Origin of the sequence: Streptococcus mitis B6 (genome assembly GCF_000027165.1) — a bacterium.
Lineage (GTDB): Bacteria > Bacillota > Bacilli > Lactobacillales > Streptococcaceae > Streptococcus > Streptococcus mitis_AR.
The window spans coordinates 736,824-755,705 of record NC_013853.1; the positions used below are offsets into that span (position 1 = coordinate 736,824).

General features: G+C 38.0%; 20 protein-coding genes and 1 other annotated feature. Of the genes, 16 read left to right on the forward strand and 4 right to left on the reverse strand.

Annotation, left to right across the window (positions count from 1 at the left end; genetic code table 11):
* Positions 1 to 253 precede the first annotated feature (253 nt).
* The 4 genes from SMI_RS03935 to SMI_RS03950 form a co-directional block, all read right to left on the reverse strand.
* Positions 254 to 1,420 (reverse strand): IS30-like element ISSmi1 family transposase, encoded by a 1,167-nt coding sequence (locus SMI_RS03935; protein WP_000163003.1) that lies wholly within the window; start codon positions 1,418 to 1,420, stop codon positions 254 to 256.
* A 389-nt stretch (positions 1,421 to 1,809) separates the two neighbouring features.
* The gene (locus SMI_RS03940; protein ID WP_000163003.1) at positions 1,810 to 2,976 is read right to left on the reverse strand and encodes an IS30-like element ISSmi1 family transposase; all 1,167 of its coding nucleotides are present in this window, start codon (positions 2,974 to 2,976) and stop codon (positions 1,810 to 1,812) included.
* A 389-nt stretch (positions 2,977 to 3,365) separates the two neighbouring features.
* On the reverse strand, positions 3,366 to 4,532 hold the full coding sequence (locus tag SMI_RS03945; RefSeq protein WP_000163003.1) for an IS30-like element ISSmi1 family transposase: 1,167 nt from the start codon (positions 4,530 to 4,532) through the stop codon (positions 3,366 to 3,368).
* 389 nt (positions 4,533 to 4,921) lie between these two features.
* Positions 4,922 to 6,088 (reverse strand): IS30-like element ISSmi1 family transposase, encoded by a 1,167-nt coding sequence (locus tag SMI_RS03950; RefSeq protein ID WP_000163003.1) that lies wholly within the window; start codon positions 6,086 to 6,088, stop codon positions 4,922 to 4,924.
* 165 nt (positions 6,089 to 6,253) lie between these two features.
* Positions 6,254 to 6,389 (forward strand) — a sequence feature (ribosomal protein L10 leader region).
* Positions 6,390 to 6,427: 38 nt separating this feature from the next.
* Here SMI_RS03950 and rplJ point away from each other — a divergent pair.
* The 16 genes from rplJ (at position 6,428) to SMI_RS04025 (ending at position 18,873) form a co-directional block, all read left to right on the forward strand.
* Entirely contained in the window at positions 6,428 to 6,928 is a 501-nt protein-coding gene (gene rplJ / locus SMI_RS03955; RefSeq protein ID WP_001287282.1) for a 50S ribosomal protein L10, read from the forward strand.
* Positions 6,929 to 7,000: 72 nt separating this feature from the next.
* Positions 7,001 to 7,369, forward strand: a complete 369-nt coding sequence (rplL, locus tag SMI_RS03960; RefSeq protein ID WP_001196965.1) for a 50S ribosomal protein L7/L12 — start codon at positions 7,001 to 7,003, stop codon at positions 7,367 to 7,369.
* Positions 7,370 to 7,570: 201 nt separating this feature from the next.
* The gene (locus SMI_RS10555) at positions 7,571 to 7,744 is read left to right on the forward strand and encodes a hypothetical protein (protein ID WP_000159599.1); all 174 of its coding nucleotides are present in this window, start codon (positions 7,571 to 7,573) and stop codon (positions 7,742 to 7,744) included.
* On the forward strand, positions 7,741 to 8,520 hold the full coding sequence (locus SMI_RS03965) for a replication initiator protein A (protein WP_000822763.1): 780 nt from the start codon (positions 7,741 to 7,743) through the stop codon (positions 8,518 to 8,520). Before SMI_RS10555 ends, SMI_RS03965 begins: the two co-directional genes overlap by 4 nt.
* A gap of 97 nt (positions 8,521 to 8,617) precedes the next feature.
* Positions 8,618 to 9,976 carry a DNA (cytosine-5-)-methyltransferase gene (gene dcm, locus SMI_RS03970; protein ID WP_001210977.1) on the forward strand — a complete coding sequence of 453 codons (1,359 nt, stop codon included), beginning with the start codon at positions 8,618 to 8,620 and terminating at the stop codon, positions 9,974 to 9,976.
* Positions 9,960 to 10,409 carry a hypothetical protein gene (locus SMI_RS03975; RefSeq protein ID WP_000645877.1) on the forward strand — a complete coding sequence of 150 codons (450 nt, stop codon included), beginning with the start codon at positions 9,960 to 9,962 and terminating at the stop codon, positions 10,407 to 10,409. The genes dcm and SMI_RS03975 overlap by 17 nt, the downstream gene beginning before the upstream one ends.
* Complete coding sequence (locus SMI_RS03980; protein ID WP_000566536.1) at positions 10,402 to 10,782, forward strand: hypothetical protein; 381 nt, start codon at positions 10,402 to 10,404, stop codon at positions 10,780 to 10,782. Before SMI_RS03975 ends, SMI_RS03980 begins: the two co-directional genes overlap by 8 nt.
* 12 nt (positions 10,783 to 10,794) lie before the next feature.
* On the forward strand, positions 10,795 to 11,028 hold the full coding sequence (locus tag SMI_RS03985) for a hypothetical protein (protein ID WP_000840768.1): 234 nt from the start codon (positions 10,795 to 10,797) through the stop codon (positions 11,026 to 11,028).
* Positions 11,029 to 11,030: 2 nt separating this feature from the next.
* Entirely contained in the window at positions 11,031 to 11,618 is a 588-nt protein-coding gene (locus SMI_RS03990) for a CPBP family intramembrane glutamic endopeptidase (RefSeq protein ID WP_000821307.1), read from the forward strand.
* 399 nt (positions 11,619 to 12,017) lie between these two features.
* Positions 12,018 to 12,827, forward strand: coding sequence for a MurR/RpiR family transcriptional regulator (locus tag SMI_RS03995; RefSeq protein ID WP_012972486.1), 810 nt, complete (start codon positions 12,018 to 12,020; stop codon positions 12,825 to 12,827).
* Positions 12,828 to 12,831: 4 nt separating this feature from the next.
* On the forward strand, positions 12,832 to 13,533 hold the full coding sequence (locus tag SMI_RS04000; protein WP_000078474.1) for an N-acetylmannosamine-6-phosphate 2-epimerase: 702 nt from the start codon (positions 12,832 to 12,834) through the stop codon (positions 13,531 to 13,533).
* Between the two features lie 24 nt (positions 13,534 to 13,557).
* Complete coding sequence (locus SMI_RS04005) at positions 13,558 to 14,475, forward strand: N-acetylneuraminate lyase (protein ID WP_000654136.1); 918 nt, start codon at positions 13,558 to 13,560, stop codon at positions 14,473 to 14,475.
* A gap of 27 nt (positions 14,476 to 14,502) precedes the next feature.
* Positions 14,503 to 16,044, forward strand: a complete 1,542-nt coding sequence (locus SMI_RS04010; protein WP_000537364.1) for a sodium:solute symporter — start codon at positions 14,503 to 14,505, stop codon at positions 16,042 to 16,044.
* 25 nt (positions 16,045 to 16,069) lie between these two features.
* Complete coding sequence (locus tag SMI_RS04015; RefSeq protein ID WP_000587141.1) at positions 16,070 to 16,528, forward strand: YhcH/YjgK/YiaL family protein; 459 nt, start codon at positions 16,070 to 16,072, stop codon at positions 16,526 to 16,528.
* Positions 16,529 to 16,716: 188 nt separating this feature from the next.
* The gene (locus tag SMI_RS04020; RefSeq protein ID WP_000248712.1) at positions 16,717 to 17,826 is read left to right on the forward strand and encodes a Gfo/Idh/MocA family protein; all 1,110 of its coding nucleotides are present in this window, start codon (positions 16,717 to 16,719) and stop codon (positions 17,824 to 17,826) included.
* A gap of 156 nt (positions 17,827 to 17,982) precedes the next feature.
* Positions 17,983 to 18,873: an ROK family protein gene (locus SMI_RS04025; RefSeq protein ID WP_000691258.1), complete on the forward strand. Its 891-nt coding sequence runs from the start codon at positions 17,983 to 17,985 to the stop codon at positions 18,871 to 18,873.
* Positions 18,874 to 18,882 lie beyond the last annotated feature (9 nt).

Below are 18,882 nucleotides of genomic sequence, written 5' to 3' on the forward strand. Positions count from 1 at the left end.
AACTTCCAGTTTCCCACAACCTAGCTTTTAGTATGAGAAAAATGCGTGAAATCAGTGGAAATCCGTCTTAGACTAACTTCCACTGGTTTTCTTTTTCTTGATATATAAGGGTTCAAAAGCGAAAAGACTCAGAAAAAAGTGCACGACAAATAGCCCTAAAACAGAGTCGTCTTAGAGTAAATTCCAGTTGCTAGCGTTTAGTGTGAGACTTTTCGATGGTGATAAGATGTGTAGTTAGAGGGGAAAATTCCCTTTATTTCAATAAATCAGGTGATAAGTGTGTGTCTTCTGGTTTGACAAATTGGCAACCCAGAAGAGCAGCGATGTCCTCGCCAAAGGTGAAGGTGAAGACGTCGTAAGCAGATTTTCCTTGAAACTCTTCTCGTTTCAAGGAATTGACATGGGAAATGACTAGATTGACGTCTTTCTGAGTCAGCTGGTCAAAGGAAGTGCCCTTGGGAAGAATGGCTCGCAAAACCGTATGGTTCTTCTCAATCCGCCCCTTCTGGTCAGGACGGCTAGGGTCGCAGAAGTAGAGGTGAGACTTCCCATCAATGTCTCGCTCAAGCTCCTCCACATAGGCGAACTCAGATCCGTTGTCTGTGAGAATGACAGGGAACAGCTGATGGAACGCATACCCTCCGTCCATGACTCTTTCTTTCAAAGCTGCGAATTTAGTGGCGACTTCCAGAGCAGTCTTGTTGTCCAAAAGCAAGGCGAAGAGGAAATTACAGAAGGAAACGTTGAAGGTGAGCAGTAGCTTTCCACCAGGTCTGCCGATGACCGTGTCCATTTCCAACCATTTGAAGAAATCATCAGTTTCTCGTAACTCTTGGAAATCTTGATAGGTCCGCCCAATTTTCAGCTCTTTGGGAATAGCTACTTTTCTGGATTTTCTGCGTTCCTTGAACGTGACCATCCGAGGGAAATCAATGGGCTTGGCTGTCAGATAGCCCAGCTTGGCATGCCGATACACCGTAGCTTTCGACACAGGTAGGTTATGTGTCTGAATGATATGGTAGATGCTTTGTTTCTTCTGGATGCCTAGGGTTAAGATCTTGTCCATCTGATAAAAACTTTCCTTGTTTAGGGGAATGCCCTGTCTGGATTCCCTCAACATAGTCTCGTACTGCTCCTGTGCCTTTTTCGCGTAGTAAAGATAGCGGTTAAACCCACAATCCGTCCTCTTTTTTGGACAGTTGTTACAGACATAAGGAGCTTTTTTGAGAAGAGGGCAATCCGTGCAATCAGATTTGACGGATGTTGGATGCATGATGCGATTGCGCTTGATTTCCTTTGAAATCGTTGACGGGTCTTTCCCCATCTTCTCAGCGATGGAACGGAAAGTCTCCTGTTGGCTGATTCCAGTTTGGATGTCAATACGGTCTTCTAGAGTGAGATGTTTTTGTTTTTTCGTCATGAGGTGCCTCCTCACGAAAAGTCTCAGACTTAATTCTAGCATAATTCATCGTCTGAGACTAACTTCCAGTTTTGGGAGAGAGATGGAAGTTACTTTGAGAAGTTACGAATTTTAAAAAAGGGTAACTTCTAAAACTAACTTCCAGTTTCCCACAACCTAGCTTTTAGTATGAGAAAAATGCGTGAAATCAGTGGAAATCCGTCTTAGACTAACTTCCACTGGTTTTCTTTTTCTTGATATATAAGGGTTCAAAAGCGAAAAGACTCAGAAAAAAGTGCACGACAAATAGCCCTAAAACAGAGTCGTCTTAGAGTAAATTCCAGTTGCTAGCGTTTAGTGTGAGACTTTTCGATGGTGATAAGATGTGTAGTTAGAGGGGAAAATTCCCTTTATTTCAATAAATCAGGTGATAAGTGTGTGTCTTCTGGTTTGACAAATTGGCAACCCAGAAGAGCAGCGATGTCCTCGCCAAAGGTGAAGGTGAAGACGTCGTAAGCAGATTTTCCTTGAAACTCTTCTCGTTTCAAGGAATTGACATGGGAAATGACTAGATTGACGTCTTTCTGAGTCAGCTGGTCAAAGGAAGTGCCCTTGGGAAGAATGGCTCGCAAAACCGTATGGTTCTTCTCAATCCGCCCCTTCTGGTCAGGACGGCTAGGGTCGCAGAAGTAGAGGTGAGACTTCCCATCAATGTCTCGCTCAAGCTCCTCCACATAGGCGAACTCAGATCCGTTGTCTGTGAGAATGACAGGGAACAGCTGATGGAACGCATACCCTCCGTCCATGACTCTTTCTTTCAAAGCTGCGAATTTAGTGGCGACTTCCAGAGCAGTCTTGTTGTCCAAAAGCAAGGCGAAGAGGAAATTACAGAAGGAAACGTTGAAGGTGAGCAGTAGCTTTCCACCAGGTCTGCCGATGACCGTGTCCATTTCCAACCATTTGAAGAAATCATCAGTTTCTCGTAACTCTTGGAAATCTTGATAGGTCCGCCCAATTTTCAGCTCTTTGGGAATAGCTACTTTTCTGGATTTTCTGCGTTCCTTGAACGTGACCATCCGAGGGAAATCAATGGGCTTGGCTGTCAGATAGCCCAGCTTGGCATGCCGATACACCGTAGCTTTCGACACAGGTAGGTTATGTGTCTGAATGATATGGTAGATGCTTTGTTTCTTCTGGATGCCTAGGGTTAAGATCTTGTCCATCTGATAAAAACTTTCCTTGTTTAGGGGAATGCCCTGTCTGGATTCCCTCAACATAGTCTCGTACTGCTCCTGTGCCTTTTTCGCGTAGTAAAGATAGCGGTTAAACCCACAATCCGTCCTCTTTTTTGGACAGTTGTTACAGACATAAGGAGCTTTTTTGAGAAGAGGGCAATCCGTGCAATCAGATTTGACGGATGTTGGATGCATGATGCGATTGCGCTTGATTTCCTTTGAAATCGTTGACGGGTCTTTCCCCATCTTCTCAGCGATGGAACGGAAAGTCTCCTGTTGGCTGATTCCAGTTTGGATGTCAATACGGTCTTCTAGAGTGAGATGTTTTTGTTTTTTCGTCATGAGGTACCTCCTCACGAAAAGTCTCAGACTTAATTCTAGCATAATTCATCGTCTGAGACTAACTTCCAGTTTTGGGAGAGAGATGGAAGTTACTTTGAGAAGTTACGAATTTTAAAAAAGGGTAACTTCTAAAACTAACTTCCAGTTTCCCACAACCTAGCTTTTAGTATGAGAAAAATGCGTGAAATCAGTGGAAATCCGTCTTAGACTAACTTCCACTGGTTTTCTTTTTCTTGATATATAAGGGTTCAAAAGCGAAAAGACTCAGAAAAAAGTGCACGACAAATAGCCCTAAAACAGAGTCGTCTTAGAGTAAATTCCAGTTGCTAGCGTTTAGTGTGAGACTTTTCGATGGTGATAAGATGTGTAGTTAGAGGGGAAAATTCCCTTTATTTCAATAAATCAGGTGATAAGTGTGTGTCTTCTGGTTTGACAAATTGGCAACCCAGAAGAGCAGCGATGTCCTCGCCAAAGGTGAAGGTGAAGACGTCGTAAGCAGATTTTCCTTGAAACTCTTCTCGTTTCAAGGAATTGACATGGGAAATGACTAGATTGACGTCTTTCTGAGTCAGCTGGTCAAAGGAAGTGCCCTTGGGAAGAATGGCTCGCAAAACCGTATGGTTCTTCTCAATCCGCCCCTTCTGGTCAGGACGGCTAGGGTCGCAGAAGTAGAGGTGAGACTTCCCATCAATGTCTCGCTCAAGCTCCTCCACATAGGCGAACTCAGATCCGTTGTCTGTGAGAATGACAGGGAACAGCTGATGGAACGCATACCCTCCGTCCATGACTCTTTCTTTCAAAGCTGCGAATTTAGTGGCGACTTCCAGAGCAGTCTTGTTGTCCAAAAGCAAGGCGAAGAGGAAATTACAGAAGGAAACGTTGAAGGTGAGCAGTAGCTTTCCACCAGGTCTGCCGATGACCGTGTCCATTTCCAACCATTTGAAGAAATCATCAGTTTCTCGTAACTCTTGGAAATCTTGATAGGTCCGCCCAATTTTCAGCTCTTTGGGAATAGCTACTTTTCTGGATTTTCTGCGTTCCTTGAACGTGACCATCCGAGGGAAATCAATGGGCTTGGCTGTCAGATAGCCCAGCTTGGCATGCCGATACACCGTAGCTTTCGACACAGGTAGGTTATGTGTCTGAATGATATGGTAGATGCTTTGTTTCTTCTGGATGCCTAGGGTTAAGATCTTGTCCATCTGATAAAAACTTTCCTTGTTTAGGGGAATGCCCTGTCTGGATTCCCTCAACATAGTCTCGTACTGCTCCTGTGCCTTTTTCGCGTAGTAAAGATAGCGGTTAAACCCACAATCCGTCCTCTTTTTTGGACAGTTGTTACAGACATAAGGAGCTTTTTTGAGAAGAGGGCAATCCGTGCAATCAGATTTGACGGATGTTGGATGCATGATGCGATTGCGCTTGATTTCCTTTGAAATCGTTGACGGGTCTTTCCCCATCTTCTCAGCGATGGAACGGAAAGTCTCCTGTTGGCTGATTCCAGTTTGGATGTCAATACGGTCTTCTAGAGTGAGATGTTTTTGTTTTTTCGTCATGAGGTACCTCCTCACGAAAAGTCTCAGACTTAATTCTAGCATAATTCATCGTCTGAGACTAACTTCCAGTTTTGGGAGAGAGATGGAAGTTACTTTGAGAAGTTACGAATTTTAAAAAAGGGTAACTTCTAAAACTAACTTCCAGTTTCCCACAACCTAGCTTTTAGTATGAGAAAAATGCGTGAAATCAGTGGAAATCCGTCTTAGACTAACTTCCACTGGTTTTCTTTTTCTTGATATATAAGGGTTCAAAAGCGAAAAGACTCAGAAAAAAGTGCACGACAAATAGCCCTAAAACAGAGTCGTCTTAGAGTAAATTCCAGTTGCTAGCGTTTAGTGTGAGACTTTTCGATGGTGATAAGATGTGTAGTTAGAGGGGAAAATTCCCTTTATTTCAATAAATCAGGTGATAAGTGTGTGTCTTCTGGTTTGACAAATTGGCAACCCAGAAGAGCAGCGATGTCCTCGCCAAAGGTGAAGGTGAAGACGTCGTAAGCAGATTTTCCTTGAAACTCTTCTCGTTTCAAGGAATTGACATGGGAAATGACTAGATTGACGTCTTTCTGAGTCAGCTGGTCAAAGGAAGTGCCCTTGGGAAGAATGGCTCGCAAAACCGTATGGTTCTTCTCAATCCGCCCCTTCTGGTCAGGACGGCTAGGGTCGCAGAAGTAGAGGTGAGACTTCCCATCAATGTCTCGCTCAAGCTCCTCCACATAGGCGAACTCAGATCCGTTGTCTGTGAGAATGACAGGGAACAGCTGATGGAACGCATACCCTCCGTCCATGACTCTTTCTTTCAAAGCTGCGAATTTAGTGGCGACTTCCAGAGCAGTCTTGTTGTCCAAAAGCAAGGCGAAGAGGAAATTACAGAAGGAAACGTTGAAGGTGAGCAGTAGCTTTCCACCAGGTCTGCCGATGACCGTGTCCATTTCCAACCATTTGAAGAAATCATCAGTTTCTCGTAACTCTTGGAAATCTTGATAGGTCCGCCCAATTTTCAGCTCTTTGGGAATAGCTACTTTTCTGGATTTTCTGCGTTCCTTGAACGTGACCATCCGAGGGAAATCAATGGGCTTGGCTGTCAGATAGCCCAGCTTGGCATGCCGATACACCGTAGCTTTCGACACAGGTAGGTTATGTGTCTGAATGATATGGTAGATGCTTTGTTTCTTCTGGATGCCTAGGGTTAAGATCTTGTCCATCTGATAAAAACTTTCCTTGTTTAGGGGAATGCCCTGTCTGGATTCCCTCAACATAGTCTCGTACTGCTCCTGTGCCTTTTTCGCGTAGTAAAGATAGCGGTTAAACCCACAATCCGTCCTCTTTTTTGGACAGTTGTTACAGACATAAGGAGCTTTTTTGAGAAGAGGGCAATCCGTGCAATCAGATTTGACGGATGTTGGATGCATGATGCGATTGCGCTTGATTTCCTTTGAAATCGTTGACGGGTCTTTCCCCATCTTCTCAGCGATGGAACGGAAAGTCTCCTGTTGGCTGATTCCAGTTTGGATGTCAATACGGTCTTCTAGAGTGAGATGTTTTTGTTTTTTCGTCATGAGGTACCTCCTCACGAAAAGTCTCAGACTTAATTCTAGCATAATTCATCGTCTGAGACTAACTTCCAGTTTTGGGAGAGAGATGGAAGTTACTTTGAGAAGTTACGAATTTTAAAAAAGTTTGCAAAAATCTTGCATTCTTTTTTTAACTATGCTATACTTATATACGGTTTGAAAAAACTGCCTAAGACAGTAGGGGAGCTCGACTCATAAGTATCCTACCGAGGACAAAACGTATCATGTAAAAAGAAGCGTATTGTACTTTCGTGTCTAGGTTTGGGCGCGTTTTTCTTTTGGAAAAATTCCTCAAGCAAAATAATAACGGAGGTGAACACACTAATGAGTGAAGCAATTATTGCTAAAAAAGCGGAACTAGTTGACGTAGTAGCTGAAAAAATGAAAGCTGCTGCATCTATCGTCGTTGTAGACGCTCGTGGTTTGACAGTTGAGCAAGATACAGTTCTTCGTCGTGAGCTTCGTGGAAGCGAAGTTGAGTATAAAGTGATTAAAAACTCAATCTTGCGTCGTGCAGCTGAAAAAGCTGGTCTTGAAGGACTTGCATCTGTATTTGTTGGACCATCTGCAGTAGCATTTTCTAACGAAGATGTTATCGCACCAGCGAAAATCTTGAACGATTTTGCTAAAGACGCTGAAGCACTTGAAATTAAAGGTGGTGCAATCGAAGGAGCTGTCGCATCTAAAGAAGAGATTCTTGCACTTGCAACTCTTCCAAACCGCGAAGGACTTCTTTCTATGCTCCTTTCTGTACTTCAAGCGCCAGTGCGCAACGTTGCTCTTGCAGTCAAAGCGGTTGCAGACAACAAAGAAGACGCAGCTTAATCTTAAGCTACGCAGCGTAGCCTAGCTACGAAAATCTATTATAAATTTAAAACATATTTGGAGGAAATAACAATGGCATTGAACATTGAAAACATTATTGCTGAAATTAAAGAAGCTTCAATCCTTGAATTGAACGACCTTGTAAAAGCTATCGAAGAAGAATTTGGTGTAACTGCAGCTGCTCCTGTAGCTGTTGCTGCAGCTGGTGCTGCTGACGCTGGTGCTGCTAAAGATTCATTCGACGTTGAATTGACATCTGCAGGCGACAAAAAAGTTGGCGTTATCAAAGTTGTACGTGAAATCACAGGTCTTGGTCTTAAAGAAGCTAAAGAACTTGTTGACGGTGCACCAGCACTTGTTAAAGAAGGCGTTGCAACTGCAGAAGCTGAAGAAATCAAAGCTAAATTGGAAGAAGCTGGAGCTTCAGTTACTCTTAAATAAGAGGCATATACCAATTAGAATTCGGAATACTATAGTATCAGCCTTTTAGAATCGTGAACACATTTTAGAAACTGATAAATTAATTTAGTTTCCTACCAAAAACCCTACCAAAAATTAATTTGGCAGGGTTTTTCTTTTTAACAAATTTATCGTGGAGAACAATTGAATATTGTTCTCCTTTTTTTATTTTCAGGAGGGAAAATGACAAAAGAATTACAATCATCATGCTATATTGTCATTTCATTTTTAGTACGTGAAATGGGAATTGACATTGTTGAAGCCATCTCTCTTATGGCTGAATTAGAAAAAAGTGGCTTGGTTCACTTGGAATCAAGTGGAGATTTAACACTCAAAGAACTTGGAGGCGCGCTATGAAAAGAATTACCGCAAACCAATACCAAACTTCAGAACGGTATTATAAATTACCTAAAATTCTTTTTGAGGATGAGAAATATATGGATATGAAACTAGAAGTAAAGGTGGCTTATTCTATTTTAAAAGATCGTTTAGAATTATCTCTCAATCGTGGTTGGATAGATGAAGAAGGGGCGGTCTATTTAGTATTTTCTAATTCTAAACTGATGAGGCTGTTAGGTTGTTCGAAGTCAAAATTATTGTCCATAAAAAAAACTCTTAAAGAATATGACTTAATTGATGAAGTTCAACAGTCTTCAAGTGAGAAAGGGAGACTTGCTAATAAGATTTATTTAGGGGAATTGTCTTCTACCCCAGTAGGTAATTCAAACAGGCCTAGTGTTAAAAAAAGACTAGGGCAGGTTGAAAATGAAACGCCCCCCGTCTCATATTCAGCCCCTAGTGAGACTGAAGTTAGTGAGACTAAATATAGTGAGACTGATTCTTTATTTATTGAGGATGAGGAGGATAGGAATACTCAACCTATCTTGAAAAGAAAAGTAGAAAAGGTCACAAAATATGATCGAGATTATATTTGGGGATTGGTACAGGATCAATTTAGACGAGAAGGTTTTTCTGAAACAGCTAGTGAGATTGCTATGACTGATTTTGAGAGAATCTATCAGTATGCTCTTGACAATGTTCGCTTTGTTAGACGAGCGGAAGTTTTGGCTGAATTTGTGTTTAACGGCTTGTATTCTGTTTGGAATAACCGTGTTAGAAAAGGAGGTGGTTAAATGTCGCCAATCGAGTGGATATTAGTTATGCTCATTGTCATTTCAAGTGGTGTGACTTTTTGGACATTGATAGTCGATCAGAAAGGGGGATAAAGAAATGAGATTTATTGATTTATTTTCAGGTATAGGTGGATTTAGACTTGGAATGGAAAGTGTTGGACACGAGTGTATTGGATTTTGTGAGATTGATAAATTTGCTAGGAAATCTTATAAGTCCATTTTTCAAACGGAAGGAGAAATAGAATTTCATGACATACGAGATGTTTCAGATGACGAATTTAAAAAACTTAGAGGGAAAGTCGATGTCATCTGTGGGGGATTCCCTTGTCAAGCATTTTCAATCGCAGGAAGACGATTGGGATTTGAAGATACTAGAGGAACTTTATTCTTTGAAATTGCTCGAGCGGCCAAACAAATCCAACCACGTTTTCTTTTTCTTGAAAATGTTAAAGGCCTACTCAATCACGATAAGGGACGGACGTTCACCACAATCCTTACCACGCTTGATGAATTGGGGTTTGATGTTGAGTGGCAGGTGCTTAACAGTAAGGATTTTGGCGTTCCCCAAAACAGAGAGAGGGTGTTTATTATCGGACATTCTAGAAAGAGAGGTACCAGACTCTTATTTCCTTTCAGACGAGAAGGTCAAGCAACTAACTCTGAGACTTTAAAAATATTAGGGAATTTGAATCCATCAAAAAGTGGAATGAGTGGCAAAGTCTATTATTCAGAAGGTCTTGCGCCAACCTTAGTTCGTGGAAAAGGAGAAGGATTTAAGGTTGCGATTCCTTGTATGACACCAGACAGATTAGAAAAAAGACAAAATGGTAGACGTTTTAAGGATAATCAAGAGCCAATGTTTACTTTAAATACTCAGGATCGTCATGGTATTGTCGTTGTTGGAGATTTACCAACTAGCTTTAAGGAAACTGGTCGCGTCTATGGAAGCGAGGGCTTATCTCCAACACTAACTACAATGCAAGGTGGAGATAAAATCCCCAAAATACTGATTCCAGAACCAATCCAATTTCTAAAAGTCCGAGAGGCAACGAAAAAAGGATATGCTCAAGCAGAGATTGGGGATTCAATCAATTTAGAAAGACCAAGTTCTCAGTATCGTCGTGGTAGAGTTGGAAAAGGTATAGCGAATACGTTAACAACTAGTGGGCAAATGGGAGTAGTAGTGGCTAGCTATGAAGGAGAAGATAAACAAGTTTATCATGTAGCCGGTGTCTTAATAGATGGACAATTTTACCGTTTGAGAATACGACGAATCACTCCTAAAGAGTGTTTTCGCCTACAGGGATTTCCTGATTGGGCTTTTGAAGCTGCTAGAAAAGTTTCTAGTAATAGTCAGCTCTATAAACAAGCTGGTAATAGTGTAACCGTTCCTGTGATTGCCGCAATCGCAAAGAAATTAAAAGAAATAGAGGAAAAAGATGAAAGCATTAAATAAAGAATCAATACTAGATTGTGATGAATTAGAAATAGAATTACATGACGGAGAAATCAAACGGCTGGATGAACAAATATTTTTGATGCCCAATTATCCATGTGAGTTTGAGGTGACATTTTTAGATGATTACCATAAAAAACATAATTACCCACTATTTTATGAATCCTATCTTCAAAACATTATGGAATTCCTTGAAAGTCAGGATATAAAGAACGGAGCTGATGCCTTCGTAGATGATCATCAAAATCTTGTTTTTGTTTTATATGGACAAGGCTATCGAGCTGAGGGAAAAGAGGGAATACTTACAACCCAAGTAACTGTAAAAGCTTATGATGAAGACAAGAAATCAATTAACTTCTCCAATTTATTAGATTCCTTAATTGTCTCAGAATATCAAATGGAACCGAATCTTTGGGAGGTCTCCCATGATTGATCTCTATCTAAGTAAAAATAGCCAAAGAAATCAACTTCTTTTGGATTTCTTTCAAAAGTATGGCATAGAGGTCACTCCTCATTCTATTTCTGAAATGACAAAGGATAAATTAATTGAGATGATGAGCTATTCTTCAGATTGTTTTGAGTTTTTATCTCCCAATTTATTACGATTTAAGAACCGTGACAATCTAAGATTAACGGATTTCATTGAAATGATATTAAAAAACCCTGAACTAACTATTAGACTTCCTCTTGCAGTTTCAAATAAGAGAGTTTATCCAAATCTGAATTTGGAAGAGGCTAGAGCTTTATTGCCAAGAGATACGAAACAATTGATTTACATGGCACAAACACATTATTTATCTAACTAAAGGAGAAGCAATATGGCTGAACGATTTTGGGAGAACTTGTCCATTATTTTGGCTGAAAGAAATATCAGCTGGATTGACTTAACCAGAAAAATGTTTGCGGGAGAGTTTCACTATCCAAGTGAATTGAATCGTTTGTATCAAAAGATACGCCACTATAAGATGGAACAACGAATGCCTCAAAGTCCATGGGTAGAAAGGATTGTGCAGGTATTAGATTTAGATTATGAAGATTTATTTCGGAGGTAACTATGAAAAGAATAATTCCAGTTTATATCTTCCAACAAGTTAATGTCCTATTGGTATCCCTATACTTACTGAAATTGCTTTGTATCGGTGAGTTAACTATACTACAGATTCTCTATGGTGGGTCGCTCATTTCTTTTTTATGGATGTATGATCAACGCAAACAAGCTCATAAGGTCAATATGAAAACTAGGATGAAATGGCTTGGTGTTGGATTTGTTAGCCTACTGATTATAAGTCTATGTTTTAGCCTGATTCATGCTCAAGGAACTACGAATCAAGAAAACTTAATTGGCCTTCAACATCAAGTTCCTTGGTTTTCATTTTTATTGTTCTTAATCAATGCGAGTATGGTTGAAGAATTTCTGTATCGAGAAATTATATGGAACTTGGTCAGAAAATTAGATATTCGAGTTGCTTTGACAAGTATTTTATTTTCCTTAGCTCATCATCCAGGAACCATTCTAGCTTGGTGTTTATATGTTTCACTTGGGATGTTTTTAGGGATGGTGCGCTATAAATCGGACTTATGGGGAAGTATGGGTCTACATTTGGTGTGGAACCTACTAGTTTATACTTTACTGCTTTTTTAAAATAGGTGACCTGATTTATCTCATAAATCAGTAGTTTTTATAGGATTATTTTTAATTCGGAAACAAAAATGTATTAACAGCATAAAATAAAGAAACTAGGAACATTTTTTCTATTTTTTTAGAAATAAAATGTCGTATAGAAATTCCGAAAGAAATAATAAAATCAAAATAAAAATTAATAAAATAGGTATCTATGAACATATTGACATCGACAAATGTTCTTGCAAGACATAAAATACAAATAAAAAGAATAAAAAATTGTTATATTTTTATATTTGTTGTTCTGTTATAAAATGAAAGAAATTGGAAACTAGTTTCTAAATCATGAAAAATATTGAAAAAAAAAAAATAAGTGTTAAAATAAAGAATGTAAACGTTTACTTTAACAAAGGAGCTCATATGTTACTGCAAAAAGAACTAATTCCAATGATAGAAGCTAACTTACCAAATATGGCATATGCTGAAAAAGACATTGCTAAATTCTTCTTAAAACAGCAACCTCTGACTAATTATTCATCTGAGGCATTGTGCGAATGCCTTAATGTATCCAAAGCAACATTGACTCGATTTGCGAAAAAATGTGGTTTTAAAGGTTTTAGACAATTCATTTTCAAATACCAAGAGATGATTCGTGAGAAAGAAAAGTTAGCATTGTATACAGAGGCTACAGAAAAAGTTTTATCCGACTATGAAGAAATGTTGAGAAAAACTTACACGGTTCTTGATGAAGTTCAACTTGAGCGTATTGCTGAGATGATAGAAACTGCTGAGCGTGTATATCTTTATGGTAAAGGAAGTTCTGTTCTTGCTTTACAAGAAATGAAGATGAGATTTATGCGTCTCGGAGTCATTGGTGAAGTATTATCAGACGAGGATATGATTTTGTGGAATAACTTATTACTTAATGAAAATTGCCTTGTCATTGGAGCATCCGTTTCAGGTCAAACTGATATTGTACTAGAAGGTCTTCAAAAAGCTGCGGATAAAGGCGCTAAAACAGTTTTAATGACTACAAGAAAATTTGACGAAGAAGATTGTTTCTTTGATGAACTATTGTTATTAGCTTCGACCAATCATCTCTCGTATGGCAATCGCATATCACCTCAGTTTCCGATACTTTTAATTACAGACTGCTTATTCTCTCATTATCTGGAAAGTCCAGAGAGACAATATTATTACAATCAAACTATTATCCATAAGGAGGAATAATAAAATGAGCCAAATTTGGACTAAAGAAAAATTTATAAGTCAAGTCCATGGTGGAGTCATTGTTTCTTGTCAAGCTTTACCCGGTGAACCCCTTTATAATGAAGAATTTAGCTTGATGCCTTTTATGGCTAAAGCAGCTTTAGAGGCAGGAGCAGTGGGCATTCGCGCAAATTCTGTGCGTGATATTAAAGCAATTCAGAAAGTAGTAGATTTACCAATAATCGGAATTATCAAAAGAGATTATCCACCTCAAGAACCATATATTACTGCTACGATGAAAGAAGTAGATGAACTTGTAGGATGCGGAACAACAGTCATTGCATTTGATGCAACTTTAAGACCAAGATATGATGGCTTAGTTGTCAGTGAATTTATCAAAAAAATAAAAGAAAAATATCCTAATCAATTGTTGATGGCGGATGTAAGTAATTTTGATGAAGGTCTATATGCATTTAAATCAGGCGTTGATTTTGTTGGTACAACATTATCAGGGTACACAAGTACAAGTGTACAATCAGATGAGCCTGATTTTGAACTAATGAAAAAATTAGCTGATTTTAATATTCCGGTAATTGCCGAAGGAAAAATTCATTATCCAGAACAATTAAAAAAAGCTTATAGTTTAGGTGTTACCAGTGTTGTCATTGGTGGAGCGATTACACGTCCAAAAGAAATTGCTCAGCGATTTATTAATGTCATCAAATAAAAAACAATATAAAGGAGAAATCTGATGAAAGATTTAACTAAATACAAAGGCGTTATTCCTGCATTTTATGCTTGCTATGATGAAAATGGTGAAATTAGCCAAGAACGTGTAAAATCTCTGGTGCAATATTTCATTAACAAAGGTGTAAAAGGTATCTATGTAAATGGTTCTTCAGGTGAATGTATTTACCAAAGTGTAGAAGATCGTAAAAAAATTATTGAAGCTGTTATGGAAGTTGCTAAAGGTAAATTAACAGTTATCAACCATGTTGCATGTAACAACACGAAAGATAGTATTGAATTGGCAAAACATTCAGAAAGTGTTGGAGTCGATGCTATTGCTGCTATCCCACCTATTTACTTCAAATTGCCAGAATATTCAATTGCAGCATATTGGAATGCAATGAGTGAAGCTGCGCCAAATACAGATTTTATCATTTATAATATTCCACAATTGGCAGGGGTTGCGTTGACTGGTAGTTTGTATGCAACAATGCGTCAAAATCCTCGTGTGATTGGAGTTAAAAATTCTTCTATGCCTGTACAAGATATTCAAATGTTTGTAGCTGCAGGTGGAGAAGATTACATTGTATTCAATGGTCCAGATGAACAATATCTTGGTGGTCGCTTGATGGGAGCAGAAGCTGGTATTGGTGGTACTTATGGCGTTATGCCAGATTTGTTCTTGAAATTGGAAAGTTTGATTCAAGAACGAGATTTAGATACTGCTAAAAAACTTCAATATGCTATCAATGAAGTTATCTATAAGATGGTATCAGGTAAGGCAAATATGTATGCTGTAGCAAAAGAGGTTTTGCGTCTAAATGAAAAACTTGATTTAGGTTCTGTTCGTCAACCCTTAGAAGCATTGGCAGAAGGTGACTTGGAAGTTGCAAAACAAGCAGCAGAACTTATTCAACAAGCACGAAAAGAATTTTTATAATAAATAAAATCAATATGGAGATATGTTATGGGCACAACAGGATTTACAATAATTGACTTAATTATCTTGATTGTTTATTTACTTGCGGTGTTGGTTGCAGGTATCTATTTCTCTAAAAAAGAGATGAAAGGAAAAGAGTTCTTTAAAGGAGATGGTTCGGTTCCTTGGTATGTTACTTCGGTATCCATTTTTGCCACAATGCTCAGTCCGATTTCCTTCTTGGGGCTCGCTGGTAACTCTTATGCAGGTAGCTGGATTTTATGGTTTGCTCAATTAGGGATGGTTGTAGCTATTCCACTGACAATTCGTTTTATCTTACCTATCTTTGCACGGATAGACATCGATACGGCATATGATTACTTGGATAAACGTTTTAATTCTAAAGCACTTCGTATTATTTCAGCACTCTTGTTTATTATTTATCAATTGGGACGTATGTCTATCATTATGTACCTCCCATCAGCTGGTTTATCAGTATTGACAGGAATTGACATCAATATTTTGATTATTTTGATGGGTGCAATTGCAATTGTTTATTCTTATACTGGTGGTCTAAAATCCGTATTATGGACAGACTTTATTCAAGGTGTGGTTCTGATTAGTGGTGTCGTTGTAGCTTTATTTGTACTGATGGCTAATATTAAAGGTGGCTTTGGTGCAGTAGCAGAAACATTAGCAAACGGGAAATTCCTTGCTGCAAATGAAAAACTTTTCGATCCTAACTTGCTTTCAAACTCCATCTTCTTAATTGTGATGGGCTCAGGTTTTACAATCTTGTCTTCCTATGCTTCATCTCAAGATTTGGTTCAACGTTTTACTACAACACAAAATATTAAGAAACTTAATAAAATGTTGTTCACAAATGGTGTCTTGTCACTTGCAACTGCAACAGTCTTTTACTTGATCGGTACAGGCTTGTACGTATTCTATCAAGTACAAAATGCAGGTAGTGCAGCTAGCAATATCCCTCAAGACCAAATCTTTATGTACTTTATTGCATACCAGTTACCAGTAGGTGTCACAGGTTTGATCTTGGCAGCGATTTATGCAGCAGCTCAATCAACTATTTCAACAGGTTTGAACTCTGTTGCAACTTCATGGACATTGGATGTTCAAGATGTCATTTCTAAAAATATGTCAGACGATCGTCGTACGAAAATTGCACAATTCGTATCTCTAGCAGTAGGTTTATTCTCAATTGTTGTTTCCATTATCATGGCTCATTCAGATATTAAATCTGCATACGAATGGTTCAATAGTTTCATGGGGCTTGTACTTGGTCTACTTGGTGGTGTATTCATTCTTGGTTTTGTTTCTAAAAAAGCAAATAAACAAGGTGCTTATGCAGCGCTGATTGTATCAACCATCGTTATGGTATATATTAAATACTTCCTTCCTCCAACAGCTGTTAGCTACTGGGCATATTCATTGATTTCAATTTCTGTATCAGTAGTTTCAGGTTATATTGTATCTGTTCTTACTGAAAATAAAGTATCTGCACCTAAATATACAACGATTCATGATATTAGAGAAATTAAAGCGGATTCAAGTTGGGAAGTTCGTCACTAGTCACTAATAGAAAAGAGAAAATAATATGATTATTTCTGAACAATCTGATTTTAGACGATATGCTTCTGTCAATAAACATTTTTCAAAAGTCTGTGATTTTTTAGAAAATACAAATTTGACAGATTTAGTTGATGGAAAAATTGATATTGATGGGGAAAATGTTTTTGCAAATTGTATGACTTATCTAGCTGATGGAGTTCCAGGAGATATTTTTGAAACTCATAAGAAATATTTAGATATTCATATTGTTGTTGAAAATACAGAAAAAATGGCAGTAACTTCCCCAGTTCGTGCTCAGTCACGTGTACCTTTTAGCGAAGAGAAGGATATTGCTTTTTACGATAGCAAAGACTATCAAATTGTTGAATTGCTTCCAGGGAATATGTTGGTGACTTTTGAAGAAGATCTTCACCAACCAAAGATTTATTGCAATGATGAAACTGTTAAAAAACTTGTTATCAAAGTTTTAAACGAGGAAAAATAAAATGGAAAAAAATATTAAACAATATGTAACCATATCATGAAATTAGATTGATGTTTGAAAAATTTGATTCATGGTCTCGTAATGAACTTCATATGAAAAATGTTGTACCATATATAACATTTAAGATTGAAGATTTGAAAAAGAATTAAAGCTGAAATTTAAAAATATATAGAAAGAGGATAAAAATTATGGTAAATTACGGTATTGTTGGAGCTGGATATTTTGGAGCTGATTTGGCTCGCTCAATGAACAAAATTGAAGATGCAAAAGTGGTTGCGGTATTTGACCCAAATCATGGAGAAGAAGTTGCTCAAGAGTTGGGATCAGATGTTTGTGCAAGTTTAGATGAACTTGTAGCACGTGAAGATATTGATTGTGTGATCGTAGCTTCACCTAGCTACCTTCACCGTGAACCTGTTGTGAAAGCTGCTCAACATGGAAAACACGTATTTTGTGAAAAGCCAATTGCATTGTCTTATGAAGATTGTAAAGCCATGGTTGACGCATGTAAAGAAAATAATGTTATCTTTATGGCTGGTCACATCATGAACTTCTTTAATGGTGTACACCATGCTAAAGAATTGATTACTCAAGGTAAAATCGGTAAAGTTCTTTATTGCCATGCCGCTCGTACAGGTTGGGAAGAACAACAACCAACTGTATCATGGAAGAAACTTCGTTCTCAATCTGGAGGACATTTGTACCACCATATTCATGAATTAGATTGCATTCAGTTCATCATGGGAGGACTTCCTGAAAAAGCGACAATGGTAGGAGGCAATGTCTATCATAAAGGTGAAAACTTTGGTGATGAAGATGATATGCTCATTGTAAACCTAGAATACTCTGATGATCGTTATGCTGTTTTGGAATATGGTAATGCTTTCCGTTGGGGTGAACACTACGTCTTGATTCAAGGAACTGAAGGAGCTATCAAACTTGACTTGTTCAATACTGGAGGTACTCTTCGTGTTAAAGGTGAAGGAGAATCACACTTCTTAGTGCATGAAACTCAAGAGGAAGATGATGACCGTACAGCTATCTATACCGGTCGTGGTATGGATGGAGCAATTGCGTACGGTAAACCAGGAGTACGTTGCCCATTATGGTTACAAACATGTATTGATAAAGAAATGGAATATCTACATGACATCATTAAAGGTGGAGAAATTACAGAAGAATATGAAAAACTTCTCAATGGTGTAGCTGCTTTAGAATCAATCGCTACCGCTGATGCATGTACTTTATCAGTTAAAGAAGATCGAAAAGTAAGTCTTTCAGAAATCACAAATGCTTAACTATTGTAAAACAGAATAGTAAATTCTTGTCATTATATAATTTCTAAAGTTCTGTGATACAACTCATTGAATAAAGAAATAGAGATGGGACTGGGATAATGCCCAGTCCCATTTTTTATCAAAAAGTAATGAGATCAAAAATGTGGGAGTGATGAAATGAAGATTATAGGGATCGATATTGGCGGAACAACAATTAAGGCAGATTTATACGACGATTTTGGAACGAGTTTAAATCAGTTCAAAGAGATAGAAACAATTATTGACTATGATTTGGGAACGAACCAGATATTAAATCAGGTCTGTGATTTAATTGGTGAGTATATTTTAAATTATTCAATTGATGGTGTTGGGATTTCCACTGCTGGAGTTGTTAATGCTAATACAGGAGAAATCATCTATGCAGGCTATACAATACCAGGGTATATCGGAGTAAACTTTACTTCCGAAATAGAAAAACGTTTTGGGTTGTCTACTTTTGTTGAAAATGATGTTAATTGTGCTGCATTAGGTGAATTGTGGAAGGGACAAGCCAAAGATAAGAAAAATGTAGTAATGGTTACTATTGGAACAGGTATAGGAGGCAGTATTATTGTCAATGGACAAATTGTTAACGGATTTAACTATACTGCTGGTGAAGTAGGCTATATTCCTGTAGGTAATTCGGATTGGCAAAGCAAAGCCTCAACAACCGCATTGATTCATTTATATCAAAAGAAGAGCTTGAAAACTAATCAAACTGGACGTACTTTCTTTACTGATTTAAGTTCTGGAGATAAAGTCGCTAAAGAAACTTTTGAAATTTTTGTAGAAAATCTAACAAAAGGTTTATTAACTATTTCTTATCTACTTAATCCAGAAATTCTCATATTAGGAGGTGGGATTCTGGCTAAAAAGGATATTTTGTTACCTGAAATTCAAAGTTCTTTAGCTAAAAATGCAATGGATAATAGGTTTTTGCCTAAAAATGTTGTGGCAGCTACATTAGGAAATGAAGCTGGTCGTATAGGTGCTGTAAAAAATTTCTTAGATAGAATTTCTAATAAATAGTGTGAAAGA